General features: G+C 71.1%; 12 protein-coding genes. 5 read left to right on the forward strand and 7 right to left on the reverse strand.

The features are described 5' to 3' along the window. Window positions 1-9: 9 nt before the first annotated feature. The 3 genes from AMK31_RS22250 to AMK31_RS22260 all read right to left on the reverse strand — a co-directional run bounded on the left by AMK31_RS22250 (window position 10) and on the right by AMK31_RS22260 (window position 2,599). Window positions 10-1,116 (reverse strand): amidohydrolase family protein, encoded by a 1,107-nt coding sequence (locus AMK31_RS22250; protein WP_073942340.1) that lies wholly within the window; start codon window positions 1,114-1,116, stop codon window positions 10-12. A gap of 102 nt (window positions 1,117-1,218) precedes the next feature. Beyond that, window positions 1,219-1,551 carry a hypothetical protein gene (locus AMK31_RS22255; protein WP_073942341.1) on the reverse strand — a complete coding sequence of 111 codons (333 nt, stop codon included), beginning with the start codon at window positions 1,549-1,551 and terminating at the stop codon, window positions 1,219-1,221. 94 nt (window positions 1,552-1,645) lie between these two features. Continuing rightward, window positions 1,646-2,599 carry a heme o synthase gene (locus AMK31_RS22260; RefSeq protein ID WP_073942342.1) on the reverse strand — a complete coding sequence of 318 codons (954 nt, stop codon included), beginning with the start codon at window positions 2,597-2,599 and terminating at the stop codon, window positions 1,646-1,648. Window positions 2,600-3,109: 510 nt separating this feature from the next. Here AMK31_RS22260 and tkt point away from each other — a divergent pair. From tkt to pgl, 5 genes are read left to right on the forward strand one after another with little or no spacing between them, the layout of a single operon-like run. Next, window positions 3,110-5,197 (forward strand): transketolase, encoded by a 2,088-nt coding sequence (tkt, locus tag AMK31_RS22265; RefSeq protein ID WP_073942343.1) that lies wholly within the window; start codon window positions 3,110-3,112, stop codon window positions 5,195-5,197. A gap of 34 nt (window positions 5,198-5,231) precedes the next feature. Further along, window positions 5,232-6,350 carry a transaldolase gene (tal, locus tag AMK31_RS22270; protein WP_073942344.1) on the forward strand — a complete coding sequence of 373 codons (1,119 nt, stop codon included), beginning with the start codon at window positions 5,232-5,234 and terminating at the stop codon, window positions 6,348-6,350. A 4-nt stretch (window positions 6,351-6,354) separates the two neighbouring features. Continuing rightward, window positions 6,355-7,887 carry a glucose-6-phosphate dehydrogenase gene (zwf, locus tag AMK31_RS22275; protein ID WP_073942345.1) on the forward strand — a complete coding sequence of 511 codons (1,533 nt, stop codon included), beginning with the start codon at window positions 6,355-6,357 and terminating at the stop codon, window positions 7,885-7,887. After that, complete coding sequence (opcA, locus tag AMK31_RS22280; protein ID WP_073942346.1) at window positions 7,884-8,975, forward strand: glucose-6-phosphate dehydrogenase assembly protein OpcA; 1,092 nt, start codon at window positions 7,884-7,886, stop codon at window positions 8,973-8,975. Before zwf ends, opcA begins: the two co-directional genes overlap by 4 nt. Next, entirely contained in the window at window positions 8,972-9,754 is a 783-nt protein-coding gene (gene pgl, locus AMK31_RS22285; protein ID WP_073942347.1) for a 6-phosphogluconolactonase, read from the forward strand. Before opcA ends, pgl begins: the two co-directional genes overlap by 4 nt. A 68-nt stretch (window positions 9,755-9,822) precedes the next feature. Here the strand turns inward: pgl and AMK31_RS22290 are convergent, their stop codons facing one another. From AMK31_RS22290 to AMK31_RS22305, 4 genes are read right to left on the reverse strand one after another with little or no spacing between them, the layout of a single operon-like run. Further along, entirely contained in the window at window positions 9,823-10,662 is an 840-nt protein-coding gene (locus AMK31_RS22290; protein ID WP_073942348.1) for a carbohydrate ABC transporter permease, read from the reverse strand. Then, window positions 10,659-12,017 (reverse strand): ABC transporter permease, encoded by a 1,359-nt coding sequence (locus AMK31_RS22295; protein WP_073942349.1) that lies wholly within the window; start codon window positions 12,015-12,017, stop codon window positions 10,659-10,661. The genes AMK31_RS22290 and AMK31_RS22295 overlap by 4 nt, the downstream gene beginning before the upstream one ends. A 1-nt stretch (window position 12,018) precedes the next feature. Then, entirely contained in the window at window positions 12,019-13,341 is a 1,323-nt protein-coding gene (locus AMK31_RS22300) for an ABC transporter substrate-binding protein (RefSeq protein WP_073942350.1), read from the reverse strand. A gap of 25 nt (window positions 13,342-13,366) precedes the next feature. Continuing rightward, window positions 13,367-15,001, reverse strand: coding sequence for a glycoside hydrolase family 13 protein (locus AMK31_RS22305; protein ID WP_073942351.1), 1,635 nt, complete (start codon window positions 14,999-15,001; stop codon window positions 13,367-13,369). Between the last annotated feature and the right edge of the window lie 60 nt (window positions 15,002-15,061).

Raw genomic sequence — 15,061 nt, forward strand, 5'->3', positions numbered from 1 at the left:
TCCGGGCCCTCAGTCCAGCCCGTACACCCGCCGCGCGTTCCCCGCGGCGATCAGGCCCGCCACCCGCTGGGCGTCGGTGAGGGACCACGCTCCCTCGGCGACCCAGCCGCCCAGCACCCGTGCCAGGGCCTCGCGGAACAGCCGGGCGCCGACGACGTGCAGCTCGGGCAGGCCCTGTGCCCCGCTGGAGAAGAGGATCTTGCCGAACGGGGCGAGTTCCAGGATCTCGGCGAGGACGGTGGCCGCCCGGGCGCCGGTGCGCACCAGGGCGGCGCCGGAGTCGGCGTAGACATGCGGGAAGACTCCGGCCAGGTGGGCCGCGTGCCGGTGGTAGGGGTAGCCGTGCAGCAGGACGAGGTCCGTGCCCAGGCCCGCCGTCGCCCGTACGAAGTCGGTGAGCAGCACCGGGTCCGTGCGGTCGATCCGCAGCCCCGGCTCGCCTAGCCCGGCGTGCAGCTGGAGGGGCCGCCCGGTGGCGACGGCGCTCCACAGCAGGTGCCGCAGCAGCACCGGGTCGCTCAGTTCCCCGCCGACGGGACGCGCCGCCAGCCAGCGTCCCGCCGCGCCCCGCACCTCCCCCGGGCCGGGCGGATCGGGGGCGAGCGCGAGACCGTGCCGTACGCCCGCCACGGAGGTGAAGGCCACCGCGCTCGCGCCGGCGCCGTGGACCGACTCGGCGAGGTTGGCGAGGAAGGACTCGACGGTGCCGGAGGTGTCGGCGACCTGTTCGGCCAGCAGCTCCAGGCGGACGATCTCCCGGGCCTCGGCCGCCGAGGCGGCGGCCAGCTCGCCGGGGCCGGTCAGGTCGCCGGGCAGGCCGGTGTCGACCAGGTACGTGGTGATGCCGCTGCCGCGCAGCAGCCGCCGGCCGGCCTCCAGGACGCCCAGTTCCCGGCGCCGGGCGAGATAGCGGGCGGGCGGGCAGTGGGGTTCCAGGCCGAGCAGGGGCGGGCACCAGCGCCGTACGGCGAACCCGGTCTGGGTGTCGAAGAGGGTGGTGCCCGGGGCGGGCGGTCCCTCGGTGCGGGCCAGCTGAGCCTCGAAGGTGCCGAGGCCCAGCTCCGTTCTGAGCACGCCGTGGCAGTACTGGTCCACGAGGGACGGCGTTTCGATCATCCGGGGCTCCCGTGACTGGACCGCGTACTCCTACGAGGCCTAACGGGTGAACCGGGTGTCAGGTACTGCGGTCGCGCACCCCGTGCGAACCGGCGGCCGGTGTCAGGGGTTGGCGGGGCCGCCGACCTGGATGCCCGCCATCCGGGACCACTCGTACGGGCCGGTCTTCACCTTGGCGGCGAACTCGCCGTCGAAGTCCTCGTGGACGGTGATGCCGGCCTTCGCCACGGCCTGCTCGGCCAGCTCGTAGGAGGGGGCCACCAGGTCGCCCCAGCCGCCGTCCTCGCCGACGAGGACGATCCGGGCGCCGCGCTGCCCGATGTACGCCACCTGGCCCTCGGCCCCGCCGTGTGCCTTGGAGAAGGCGCTGATGCGCTTGGCGAGCCGGGCGACCGTGCGCTCGGCCTTCGCGTCAACCTGCTGCGTGTCTGCCATGGCCAGGATGCTACCGACGGGTAGATCAAACGGCGACCGGCGGGGTGCGTGGCCTTGGCCACGCACCCCGCCGGTCGGCCGGTACGGATGTCCGTCAGCGCAGGAAGGGGTCCACCGCCACCGCGACGAACAGCAGTGACACATAGGTGATGGACCAGTGGAAGAGCCGCATCTCCTTCAGCTTCCCGCCCGTGACCTCGGCCTTCGCCCGGTTCTGCAGGGCGTGCGCCTCCCACAGCCACCAGCCGCCCGCGGCCAGCGCGACGGCCGTGTAGAACCAGCCGGTGTAGCCGAGCGGGGTCAGCAGCAGGGAGACGGCGACCATCACCCAGCTGTAGATCACGATCTGCTTGGCGACGACCTTGTTGGAGGCGATCACCGGCAGCATCGGGACGCCCACGCGCGCGTAGTCCTCCTTGACCTTCATGGACAGCGGCCAGTAGTGCGGCGGCGTCCAGAAGAAGATCACCATGAAGAGGACGACCGGGGCCCAGGAGAGCGAGTTGGTGACCGCGGTCCAGCCGATCAGCACCGGCATGCAGCCGGCGATGCCGCCCCAGACGATGTTCTGCGAGGTGCGGCGCTTGAGGATCATCGTGTAGACGACGACGTAGAAGAGGAGCGCGGCGAGGGAGAGCCAGGCCGACAGCCAGTTGACGGTGAGGCCGAACAGCAGGGTCGAGACCACCGCCAGGGTGATGCCGAAGGCCAGGCACTCGCGTGGGCTGACCATGCCGGTGACCAGCGGGCGCTGCGAGGTGCGGTCCATCAGCGCGTCGATGTCCCGGTCGATGTACATGTTCAGCGCGTTCGCGCCACCCGCGGAGAGGTACCCGCCGACGCAGGTGAGCAGCACCAGACCGAGGTCGGGCACGCCCTGCTCGGCGAGGAACATCACCGGCACCGTCGTGATGAGCAGCAGCTCGATGATCCGCGGCTTGGTCAGCGCCACGAACGCCTTCACACGGGCCCCGAACGGCCGGTGACTCGGGCTCTGGCTCGTCCCGATAACCCCCGCAGGACGGGATTCAACGGCCGTCACGCACACCCCTGACAGAGACATCCCAGCAAGCCTCCCCGTGTGAAGTGCGGGTAAAGGCTCGCGCGTACCACGCCACTGTAGACGTTGCCCATACCCCGATCTTCGCGGGGGTGGGGTCGTGTTGGGCGGCGCGGTCCGGCGCGCGTGCGGGGGTGCGCGGGAGGGTGCGTCGGGGGGTGCGTGGGAGGGCGCGTCCGGGAGCCCGGAACGATCATTCGGTCGAGCGATCGGGCGGCCGCTCGAATGGGCGCCGGATGACCCTTGTGTGACCGTCACATGTGCGGCCGATGCGCGTCGATTGAGCGGTCAGATGAGCACCTTCGTATTCACTTGGCGAAGCCGGTCCGGCCCGGTCAGGAGGCGGATCCCCGCGAGTCCCGGCAGTCTGTAATGACTCGAAAAAATGCGCGTTCTCGCGGGGGTAGGCTCGACAGCGGCCGGTGGGCGTGAAGTGCACCGGCGGTCGGTGTACGCCCACACCGGCATCCGACATGTGGAGAGGAGCCCTGACTCAGGGTGAGCACCAAGCCGACCACCACAGACCTCGAGTGGACCGAGCTGGACCAGCGGGCCGTGGACACCGCCCGAGTCCTCGCCGCCGATGCCGTACAGAAGGTTGGCAACGGCCATCCGGGTACGGCGATGAGCCTGGCGCCGGCCGCCTACACCCTCTTCCAGAAGGTGATGCGGCATGACCCGGCGGATGCCGACTGGGTCGGACGCGACCGGTTCGTGCTGTCCGCGGGCCACTCGTCCCTGACCCTCTACACCCAGCTGTACCTGGCCGGCTTCGGCCTCGAACTGGACGACCTGAAGGCCTTCCGCACCTGGGGCTCCAAGACCCCGGGCCACCCCGAGTACGGCCACACGGTGGGCGTGGAGACGACGACCGGCCCGCTCGGCCAGGGTGTCGCCAACGCCGTCGGCATGGCCATGGCCGCCCGCTACGAGCGCGGCCTGTTCGACCCGGAGGCCCCCGCCGGGGAGTCCCCCTTCGACCACTACGTCTACTGCATCGCCGGTGACGGCTGCCTCCAGGAGGGCATCTCCGCCGAGGCGTCCTCCCTCGCGGGCCACCAGAAGCTCGGCAACCTGATCCTGCTGTGGGACGACAACCACATCTCGATCGAGGGCGACACCGAGACGGCCGTCTCCGAGGACACCGTCAAGCGCTACGAGGCCTACGGCTGGCACGTCCAGCGCGTGGCGGCCCAGGCCAACGGCGACCTGGACCCGCAGGCCGTCTTCGACGCGATCCAGAAGGCCAAGGCCGTCACCGACCGGCCGTCCTTCATCGCCATGCGCTCGATCATCGCCTGGCCGGCCCCGAACGCGCAGAACACCGAGGCCGCCCACGGCTCGGCGCTGGGCGACGAGGAGGTCGCGGCCACCAAGCGCGTCCTCGGCTTCGACCCGGAGCAGACCTTCGAGGTCGCCGACGAGGTCATCGAGCACACCCGCAAGGCGCTCGAGCGCGGCCGTGAGGCCAGGGCCGAGTGGGAGAAGTCCTTCCAGGAGTGGCGCGACAGCAACCCGGAGCGCGCGGCCGAGTTCGACCGCGTCGCCAAGGGCGAGCTGCCGGCCGGCTGGGAGGAGAAGCTCCCGGTCTTCGAGCCCGGCAAGGCGGTCGCCACCCGTGCCGCGTCCGGCAAGGTGCTGCAGGCCCTCGGCGAGGTCATCCCGGAGCTGTGGGGCGGCTCGGCCGACCTGGCCGGCTCGAACAACACGACGATCGACAAGACGTCGTCGTTCCTCCCCGAGGGCAACCCGCTCCCGGAGGCGAACCCGTACGGCCGCACGATCCACTTCGGTATCCGCGAGCACGCGATGGCCGCGGAGATGAACGGCATCGCGCTGCACGGCAACACCCGTATCTACGGCGGCACCTTCCTGGTGTTCTCCGACTACATGCGCAACGCCGTGCGTCTGTCGGCCCTGATGCACCTGCCGGTGACGTACGTGTGGACGCACGACTCCATCGGCCTCGGCGAGGACGGCCCGACCCACCAGCCGGTCGAGCACCTGGCCTCGCTGCGCGCCATCCCGGGCCTGAACGTGGTCCGCCCGGCCGACGCCAACGAGACCGCGATCGCCTGGCGCGAGATCCTCAAGCGCCACACCAAGGAGTACGGCAAGGGCCGGCCGCACGGTCTGGCGCTGACCCGGCAGGGCGTGCCGACGTACGAGCCCAATGACGACGCGGCCAAGGGCGGCTACGTGCTGTTCGACGCCGACGGCGGCGAGGCCCAGGTGATCCTGATCGCCACCGGTTCCGAGGTGCACGTCGCCGTCGAGGCCCGCGAGCGGCTGCAGGCCGACGGCGTGCCGACCCGCGTGGTGTCCATGCCGTCCGTGGAGTGGTTCGAGGAGCAGGACCAGGGGTACCGGGACAGCGTCCTGCCGCCGCACGTGAAGGCGCGTGTCGCGGTCGAGGCCGGTATCGGTCTCACCTGGCACAAGTACGTCGGGGACGCGGGCCGGATCGTCTCCCTGGAGCACTTCGGTGCCTCCGCCGACGGCAAGGTCCTGTTCCGCGAGTACGGCTTCACCGCGGAGAACGTGGCCGCCGTGGCCCGGGAATCGCTCGCCGCCGCCCAGCGCTGACGCTCATATACGACACGTAGGAGATGCATTTTCCATGACAGACGCACTCAAGCGCCTCTCCGAGGAAGGCGTCGCGATCTGGCTGGACGACCTGTCGCGCAAGCGGATCACCTCCGGCAACCTCGCCGAGCTGATCGACCAGCAGCACGTCGTGGGCGTCACCACCAACCCGACCATCTTCCAGAAGGCGATCAGCAGCGGCGACGGCTACGACCAGCAGCTGTCGGACCTCGCCGCCCGCAAGGTGACGGTCGAAGAGGCCATCCGCATGATCACCACGGCGGACGTCCGGGACGCCGCCGACATCCTGCGCCCGGTCTTCGACGCCACCGACGGCCAGGACGGCCGGGTGTCGATCGAGGTCGACCCGCGCCTCGCGCACAACACCAGGGCGACCGTCGCCGAGGCCAAGCAGCTGGCCTGGCTGGTGGACCGCCCCAACACGCTGATCAAGATCCCGGCGACCAAGGCGGGCCTGCCCGCGATCACCGAGGTCATCGGCAACGGCATCAGCGTCAACGTCACGCTGATCTTCTCGCTGGAGCGCTACCGCGAGGTCATGGACGCCTACCTCTCCGGCCTGGAGAAGGCGAAGGAGAAGGGCCTGGACCTCTCCCTGATCCACTCGGTGGCGTCCTTCTTCGTGTCCCGCGTGGACACCGAGATCGACAAGCGGCTCGACGCGCTCGGCACCGACGAGGCCAAGGCGCTGCGCGGCAAGGCCGCCATCGCCAACGCCCGGCTCGCCTACCAGGCGTACGAGGAGGTCTTCTCCTCGGACCGCTGGAGCGCGCTGGAGCGGGCGGGCGCCAACAAGCAGCGTCCGCTGTGGGCGTCGACCGGTGTGAAGGACCCGGCGTACAAGGACACCATGTACGTGGACGAGCTGGTCGCGCCGAACACCGTGAACACGATGCCGGAGGCCACCCTGCAGGCCGCCGACGACCACGGCGAGATCACCGGCAACACCATCGCCGGCACGTACGAGCAGGCGCGGGCCGACCTGGACGCGGTCGAGAAGCTCGGCATCTCGTACGACGACGTGGTGCAGCTGCTGGAGGACGAGGGCGTCGACAAGTTCGAGGCGTCCTGGAACGACCTGCTGAAGTCGACCGAGGCCGAGCTGAAGCGCCTCGCCCCTTCGGAGGGCTGAGACCTTGAGCCCCGTCACCGGAGCGAACCCGCTTCGTGACCCCGCAGACCGACGGCTCCCGCGTATCGCGGGGCCGTCGGGCCTGGTGATCTTCGGCGTCACGGGCGATCTGTCGCGCAAGAAGCTGATGCCCGCCGTGTACGACCTCGCGAACCGTGGTCTGCTTCCGCCGGGCTTCTCCCTGGTGGGCTTCGCCCGCCGTGAGTGGCAGCACGAGGACTTCGCGCAGGAGGTCCACGACGCCGTCAAGGAGCACGCCCGCACCCCCTTCCGCGAGGAGGTCTGGCAGCAGCTCATCCAGGGCATGCGTTTCGTCCAGGGCACCTTCGACGACGACGAGGCCTTCGAGAAGCTGCGCGCCACCATCGAGGAACTCGACAAGGCGCAGGGCACCGGCGGCAACTTCGCCTTCTACCTGTCCGTGCCGCCGCGCTCCTTCCCCGTGGTCATCCAGCAGCTGAAGAAGCACGGGCTGGCCGACCAGACCGGCGGGTCCTGGCGGCGCGCGGTGATCGAGAAGCCCTTCGGCCACGACCTGAAGTCGGCCGAGGAGCTGAACGCGATCGTCCACGAGGTCTTCGCGCCCGACCAGGTCTTCCGGATCGACCACTACCTGGGCAAGGAGACCGTCCAGAACATCCTGGCGCTGCGGTTCGCCAACACGATGTTCGAGCCGATCTGGAACCGGTCCTTCGTGGACCACGTGCAGATCACCATGGCCGAGGACATCGGCATCGGCGGCCGGGCCGGCTACTACGACGGCATCGGCGCAGCCCGCGACGTCATCCAGAACCACCTGCTCCAGCTGCTCGCGCTGACCGCGATGGAGGAGCCCGCCTCCTTCGACGCCGACGCGCTCGCCGCGGAGAAGACCAAGGTGCTCGGCGCCGTGCGGCTGCCGAAGGACCTGGGCCGCGACACCGTGCGCGCCCAGTACACGGCCGGCTGGCAGGGCGGCGCGAAGGCCGTCGGCTATCTGGAGGAGGAGGGCACCGACCCCGACTCCAAGACCGACACCTACGCCGCGATCAAGCTGGGCATCGACAACCGCCGCTGGGCGGGCGTCCCCTTCTATCTGCGCACCGGCAAGCGCCTCGGCCGCCGGGTGACGGAGATCGCGGTGGTCTTCCAGCGGGCCCCGCACTCCCCCTTCGACACCACGGCGACGGAGGAGCTGGGCTCGAACGCGATCGTCATCCGAGTCCAGCCCGACGAGGGCGTCACCGTCCGCTTCGGCTCCAAGGTGCCGGGCACGTCGATGGAGATCCGGGACGTGTCGATGGACTTCGCGTACGGCGAGTCCTTCACCGAGTCCAGCCCGGAGGCGTACGAGCGGCTCATCCTGGACGTGCTGCTCGGCGACTCGAACCTCTTCCCGCGCACCGAGGAGGTCGAGCTGTCCTGGAAGATCCTCGACCCGATCGAGGAGTACTGGGACACGAACGGCAAGCCGGCCCAGTACCCGGCCGGTACCTGGGGTCCCGTCGAGGCGGACGAAATGCTCGAGCGAGACGGACGGAGCTGGCGCCGGCCATGAAGATAGACCTCACGGACACCACGGCCAGCAAGATCAACAAGGCGCTGGTGCAGGGCCGCCGAGCCATCGGCACCCCGGCCGTCGGCATGGTGCTCACGCTGGTCATCGTCACGGACGAGGAGAACGCGTACGACGCCCTGAAGGCCGCGAACGACGCCTCGCGCGAGCACCCCTCGCGCACCCTCGTGGTCGTCAAGCGCGTCTCGCGCACCCCGCGCGACCGCACGCAGTCCCGGCTGGACGCCGAGGTGCGGGTCGGCGCGGACGCCGGCACCGGTGAGACGGTGGTGCTGCGGCTGTACGGCGACGTGGTCGACCACGCCCAGTCGGTGGTGCTGCCGCTGCTGCTGCCCGACGCCCCCGTGGTGGTCTGGTGGCCGGTCAACGCGCCGCTGGACCCGGCGAACGACCCGCTGGGCGCGCTGGCCCAGCGCCGGGTGACCGACACCTACGCCGCCGAGCAGCCGGTGCGGGAGCTGGCCGCCCGCGCGGGCACCTACACCCCCGGCGACACGGACCTGTCGTGGACCCGCATCACGCCCTGGCGTTCGATGCTGGCCGCGGCCCTGGACCAGGTCGTCTGCGAGGTGCGGGGCGTCGAGGTCGAGGGCGAGGAGTTCAACCCGAGCTGCGAGCTGCTGGCGATGTGGCTCGCGGACCGGCTGGACGTGCCGGTCCGGCGCTCGGTGTCGGCCGGGCCCGGGCTGACGGCGGTCCGCATGGACACCGACTGCGGCCCGATCGTGCTCGACCGCGCCGACGGCTCGCTGGCGACCCTGTCCATCCAGGGGCAGCCGAACCGGGCGGTCGCGCTCAAGCGGCGCGACACCGCCGAGCTGATCGCGGAGGAGCTGCGCCGGCTGGACCCGGACGACACGTACGCCTCGGCGCTGCGGTTCGGGGTGGAGCGGCTGAACGCGAAGCCCGAGGAGCCCGAGGAGCCTGTGGTTCCCGAGGGGTCCGAGGCCGGTGACCCGGTCGCCTCCGAGGAGCCCGTCGCCGTCCCGGAGCCGGTCGAGGAGGCCGCGAAGGCACCGGCGAAGAAGGCCACCAAGAAGGCTCCGGCGAAGAAGGCGGCGGCGAAGTGAGTACTCCGCAGCTCGTCGTGCACCGCGACAAGGACCTGATGGCTCAGGCCGCGGCGGCCCGGCTGATCACGAAGATCGTGGACGCGCAGGCCTCGCGCGGCTCCGCGTCCGTCGTGCTCACCGGCGGCCGCAACGGCAACGGCCTGCTCGCCGCGCTGGCCGCCGCGCCCGCGCGGGACGCCGTCGACTGGGGCCGGCTGGACCTGTGGTGGGGTGACGAGCGGTTCCTGCCCGAGGGCGACCCGGAGCGCAACGTCACCCAGGCGCGCCAGGCGCTGCTCGACTCGGTGCCGCTGGACCCGAAGCGGGTGCACGCCATGCCCGCCTCGGACGGCCCGTACGGCTCCGACGTGGACGCGGCCGCCGCCGCCTACGCCGAGGAGCTGGCCCGCGCGGCCGGTCCCGAGAACCACGGCGCGGTGCCGACCTTCGACGTGCTGATGCTGGGCGTCGGCCCGGACACCCATGTGGCGTCGCTCTTCCCGGAGCTGCCTGCCGTACGGGAGACCGAGCGCACGGTGGTCGGCGTCCACGGCGCCCCCAAGCCCCCGCCGACGCGGGTCACCCTCACCCTCCCGGCGATCCGGGCGGCCCGTGAGGTGTGGCTGCTGGCGGCGGGCGAGGACAAGGCGAACGCCGCCGCGATGGCCCTGTCGGGCGCGGGCGAGATCCAGGCCCCGGCGGCCGGGGCGTACGGCCGCTCCCGCACCCTGTGGCTGCTGGACGCGCCGGCGGCCGCACAGCTGCCGCGGTCGCTGTATCCGCCGGCGTCGCCGTGAGCGCGTGAGCGGACGGACGAAAAAGGGCGGCGGAGGTACGAAACCTCCGCCGCCCCTTTTTTCGTTCCTCACTTCACCGAACCGGCCATCACACCCTGCACGAAGTGCCGCTGGAAGGCGAAGAACACCACCACCGGCACCACCAGGGACAGGAACGCGCCGGGGGCCAGGACGTCGATGTTGCTGCCGAACTGGCGGATCTGGGACTGGAGTTCCACCGTCAGCGGCTGTGCCGAGCTGTCCGCGAAGAGGAGGGCGACCAGCATGTCGTTCCAGACCCACAGGAACTGGAAGATGGCGAGGCTGGCGATGGCGGGCCGGCCCACCGGCAGGACCAGGCGGGTGAAGATCCGCCATTCGCTGCCGCCGTCCATGCGGGCCGCCTCCAGCATCTCCTTCGGCATCTCGGCGAAGTAGTTGCGCAGCAGGAACACGGCGAAGGGCAGGCCGTAGGCCACGTGGAAGAGCACCACGCCGGGGATCGTGCCGAACAGGCCCAGCTGGCCGAAGAGTTTGGCGACGGGCAGCAGGCCGATCTGCACGGGCACCACCAGCAGCGCCACCACGCCGAGGAAGATCGGTTCGCGTCCGGGGAAGTCCAGCCAGGCGAACGCGTATCCGGCGAGCGCGGCGACGACGACGACCAGGACGGTGGTCGGCACCGAGATGAGGACGGTGTTCCAGAAGGCCTGGGTGATGCCCGAGTTGTCCAGCAGCGCCGAGTAGTTGTCGAAGGACAGCTGACCGGGGCTGGTGAACACCGTCCACCAGCCGCCCTTCGCGGTGTCCTCGGCGGAGCGCAGCGACGACAGGAACAGCCCGGCCAGCGGTGTCATCCACACCAGTCCGACCACCACCAGGAAGGCCTGGACCAGGCCGTTGCCCAGCCCGCGCCGGATCGCGTTCATCGCTGACTCCTTCGGAAACGGCGGACGTTGAAGACCATCGCCGGGATCACCAGCAGCAGGAGCAGCACACCGAGCGCGCTGCCCAGCCCCTGGTTGTTGCCGCCCCCGAACGACACCAGCCACATCTGCGTCGCGAGCACGGTCGCGTCCTCCTGCACGGGGCCGGGCGCGATGATGTAGACGAGGTCGAAGACCTTCATCACGTTGATCACGAGGGTCACGAAGACGACCGTCAGCACCGGCGCCAGCAGGGGCACGGTGATCCGGCGGAAGATCTGCCACTCGTTCGCGCCGTCCATCCGGGCCGCCTCCAGGGCGTCGCGTGGCAGCGTCGACAGTCCCGCGCCGATGAGCACCATCGCGAACCCGGTCCAGATCCACAGGTACGCGCCGATGATCGCGGGGGTGACGAGTGCCGGGCCGAGCCAGGAGATCCCCTCGTAGGGCGGGGCGAAGTTGCCGGCGGGCAGACGCACGGTGTACGAGCCGTCGGCCAGGTCAGGGAAGCGGAAGGAACCGTCGGACGCGGTGGTCGTGGAGGCGACCGTACGGCCGTCCCGGACCGCCTCGACCGTCATCTCCGGCAGCCCGCTCTCCCGCCGGTCCACCTTGCCCTGCTCACCGCCCCCGCCGGGGGTGAAGTCCAGGTAGACGACCCCGCGCAGCTCGCCGGGGGCGGCGTCCAGGCCGGCCGCCCGGAAGGCGGGCCGGGCGTCGGCGGGCAGGTCGTCGGGGCGCACCCCGACCAGGCCGAGCGCCACCGTGTCCCCCGGTGCCGCGCTCCGGGTCGTGCCGTACGAGCCGTCCGCCGCCTTGTCCAGGCCCTGGCCGTCGCGGGCCCGGGCCGTCGGATAGGACGAGGTGCCCGTGAAGGCGTCGTGGACGGAGACCACGGCCGCGTTGAGCACGCCCTTGTCGGGGTCCTCGTCGTAGGCGAGCCGGAAGATGATCCCGGCCGCGAGGAAGGACACCGCCATCGGCATGAACAGCAGCAGCTTGAACGCGGTCGCCCAGCGGACCTTCTCCACCAGCACGGCCAGGATGAGGCCGAGTCCGGTGAGCAGCGCCGGGGCGACGACGACCCAGATCGCCGTGTTGCGGACGGCCTTGAGCGTGGCCGGGTCGCGGAACATCTCGGTGTAGTTCTCGCCGCCGACGAACCGGGTTCCGGAGGCGTCGAAGAAGCTGCGGCCGATGGAGAACAGCACCGGGTAGACGACGAGCGCGCCGAGCAGGAGCAGCGCGGGGAAGACGAACAGCAGGGCGATGGTCCGGCCCCGCCGCCGCGGGCGCCGGGGAGTCCCGGCGCCCACGGTGGTGGGCGGGCTCGCCTCTTTCACGAGCGTCGCAGTCATGTCAGCCCCGGTACGCCTTGGCCGCTGCGGCCTCGAGGTCGGCGGCGGTGGCCTTCGGGTCCGACGGGTCGCGCAGGAAGTCCTGGAGGATCTTCCACTCGCCGGTGCCCTTGGTGCCGCCGAAGGCCGCCGGGGCCTGGTCGGACATGTCGAAGCGGACCGAGTCGCCGGCCGCGACGAGGGACTTGGCGGTGGCGCGGGTGACGTCGTCGCCGTACGCGGCGAGGTCGAGCTTCTTGTTCGGGGAGAGGAAGCCGCCCGCCTCCGCCCACACGGCCGCGGCCTCCGGCGTCGCCAGGTACTCCAGGAGCGCCTGGGCGGCCTTCTGGTTCTTGCCGTCCTTCAGGACGACGGCCGCGTCGCCGCCGCTGACCACCGGCGCCTTGCCGTCGCCGACCGCGGGGAACGGGAAGAAGTCGGCGTCCTCGCCGATCGCCTTGCCGAACTGGTCCTTGGCGACACCGGCGACGAAGTCGCCCTCGTAGACCATGCCGGCCTCGGGCTCGGGGCCGAACACCTTCTCCACGGAGCCCGGGAAGTCGGTGTTCAGGGCGCCCTTCTGGCCGCCGGCGATCAGCTGCTTGTCCTTGAACAGCTTGCCGAGCGTGGTGAGCGCCTCGACGACCGAGGCGTCGGTCCACTTCAGTTCGTGGGCGGCGAGGGCGTCGTACTTCTCGGGTCCGGCCTGGGAGAGGTAGATGTTCTCGAACCAGTCGGTGAGGGTCCAGCCGTCCTGCCCGGCGACGGAGAAGGCGGCGAGCCCGGAGTCGGAGACGGTCCGGCCGGCCTTCAGCATCGCGTCGTACGTCTTCGGCGGCTCGACCCCGGCCTGGGAGAGGGCGTCGGGGCTGTACCAGACGGTCGACTTGTGGGCGGCCTTGAAGTAGAGGCCGTAGAGGGTGCCGTCGACGCTGCCGTAGTCCTTCCAGACGGGCGCGTAGTTGGCGGCGACGGACTCCTGGGTCTTCTTCGACAGCGGCTTGAGCCAGCCCTGCTCGGCGAACTGGTTGAGCACGCCGACCTGCGGGACCATCACGACGTCGGGGGCGTTGCCGCCCTCGATCTTGCTGCCGACGACGGTGGAGACGTTGTCCCCGGTGGAGACGAACTGCGTCTTGGCGCCGGTCTTCTCGGTGAAGGCGTCCAGCACCTTCTGGAAGTTCCTCTGCTCGGTGCCGGACCAGACACCGGCCACGGTGACGGTCTGGCCGCTCAGGGCCTGGTCGCCGCCGCCGGCCGAGACGGGGTCGCCTCCGCCGCAGGCGGTCGCGCCCAGGGCGAGGGCGGTGCAGCTCATGAGCAGGGTGGTACGTCGTCGCATCATCGTTGATGTCCCTTCGCAGGATGTCTCAGGAGGAGAGCGGGAGGTCGTTGATCCACCAGGCCGCCGTCGAGCCGGGCAGCACTCCGGCCGGGCAGGGGCCGCTGGACAGCAGCGGGGTGCCGGAGACCGGCGCGGGCACGGGCGTGGTACCGAAGTTGACGGCGCAGACGAGGTCGTCGCCGCGGGTGAAGGCCAGCACGCCGGGCGGGGTGTCGAGCCAGCGCAGGGTGCCCTCGCCGAGCTGGGGCAGGGCGGCGCGCAGTTGGAGTCCGTCGCGGTACAGGTGCCAGAAGGAGCGGGTGTCGGCGAGGGCGCGGTCGGTGGCGTACTCGGCGAAGTAGTCCGGCTGCGGCAGCCACGGCTTGGCGCCCTCGGCGCCGGAGGTGAAGCCGAAGGGCGAGGCCGTGCCGGACCACGGCAGGGGCACCCGGCAGCCGTCGCGGATGCGGGCGCGGCTGCCGGTGCGGTGGAAGATCGGGTCGGTGAGCACGTCGTCGGGGAGGTCGACGACCTCGGGCAGGCCCAGTTCCTCGCCCTGGTAGATGTACGCCGCTCCGGGCAGCGCCAGCATCAGCAGCGCGGCGGCGCGGGCGCGGGCGGCGCCGAGGCCGCTGCCCTCGGTGGCGGGTTCGCCGTAGCGGGTGACGGTGCGGACCTGGTCGTGGTTGTTGAGCACCCAGGTGACCGTGGAGCCGGTGCCGGCGATGTCCTGCATGGCCTCGGCGACGACCTTGCGGAAGGCGTCGGCGTCCCAGGGGGCGCTGAGCAGGTCGAAGAAGAAGGCCTGGTGGAGTTCGTCGGGGCGGACGTACAGGGCGTGTTCGCGGGCGGTGGGCACGGACACCTCGCCGACCAGGAGGCGTTCACGGCCGTCGCGGGCGGCGTATTCGTCGCATATCGCGCGCCACCGCCGCCATACGTCGTGCACCTCGGGCTGGTTCCAGGCGAGCGGGTTGACGGAGTCGCGGGTGCGGGCGTCGGCCTCGGGGTCGTCGCTGTCGGGCAGGTCCGGGTGCTTGAAGAGGCCGGCGGCGACGTCGATGCGGAAGCCGTCGACGCCGCGGTCGAGCCAGAAGCGCAGGATCCGCTCGAACTCGGCGGGGATCTCGGGCTCGCGCCAGTTCCAGTCGGGCTGTTCGGGCGTGAACATGTGCAGGTACCACTGGCCGGGCCGGCCGTCCGGCTCGGTGACGCGGGACCAGGCCGGGCCGCCGAACATGGCGTGCCAGTTGTTGGGCGGCTCGGAGCCGTCCGGGCCGCGGCCCTCGGCGAAGTGGAAGCGGGCCCGGGCCGGGCTGCCGGGCTCGGCGGCCAGCGCCTCGCGGAACCACGGGTGCTCGCTGGAGCAGTGGTTCGGGACGATGTCCAGCAGCACCTTGATGCCGAGCCGCCGGGCGGTGGCGACCAGCTGGTCGAACTCGGCGAGGTCGCCGAAGAGCGGGTCGACGTCGCAGTAGTCGGCCACGTCGTACCCGTGGTCGTGCTGCGGCGAGGGATAGAAGGGGCTCAGCCAGATCCCGTCGACGCCGAGCTTCTTCAGGTACGGCAGCCCCGCGCGGACGCCGGCGAGGTCGCCGATGCCGTCGCCGGTGCTGTCCAGGAAGCTGCGGACGTAGACCTGGTAGATCACCGCGTCCCGCCACCAGTGGTGCGTGTTCAACCCATTGACCTGTCTCTCAAAAGCCAACCGTTATGCATGCATGTTAAGTAGGCGTGTCGA

Source organism: Streptomyces sp. TSRI0107, assembly GCF_001905845.1.
Lineage (GTDB): Bacteria > Actinomycetota > Actinomycetes > Streptomycetales > Streptomycetaceae > Streptomyces.

Bases quoted from the DNA above. Each gene is read 5' to 3' on its own strand.
- AMK31_RS22250 (WP_073942340.1), bottom strand. From the start codon at position 1,116: ATGATCGAAACGCCGTCCCTCGTGGACCAGTACTGCCACGGCGTGCTC.
- AMK31_RS22255 (WP_073942341.1), bottom strand. From the start codon at position 1,551: ATGGCAGACACGCAGCAGGTTGACGCGAAGGCCGAGCGCACGGTCGCC.
- tal (WP_073942344.1), top strand. From the start codon at position 5,232: ATGACAGACGCACTCAAGCGCCTCTCCGAGGAAGGCGTCGCGATCTGG.
- opcA (WP_073942346.1), top strand. From the start codon at position 7,884: ATGAAGATAGACCTCACGGACACCACGGCCAGCAAGATCAACAAGGCG.
- AMK31_RS22290 (WP_073942348.1), bottom strand. From the start codon at position 10,662: ATGAACGCGATCCGGCGCGGGCTGGGCAACGGCCTGGTCCAGGCCTTC.
- AMK31_RS22295 (WP_073942349.1), bottom strand. From the start codon at position 12,017: ATGACTGCGACGCTCGTGAAAGAGGCGAGCCCGCCCACCACCGTGGGC.
- AMK31_RS22300 (WP_073942350.1), bottom strand. From the start codon at position 13,341: ATGATGCGACGACGTACCACCCTGCTCATGAGCTGCACCGCCCTCGCC.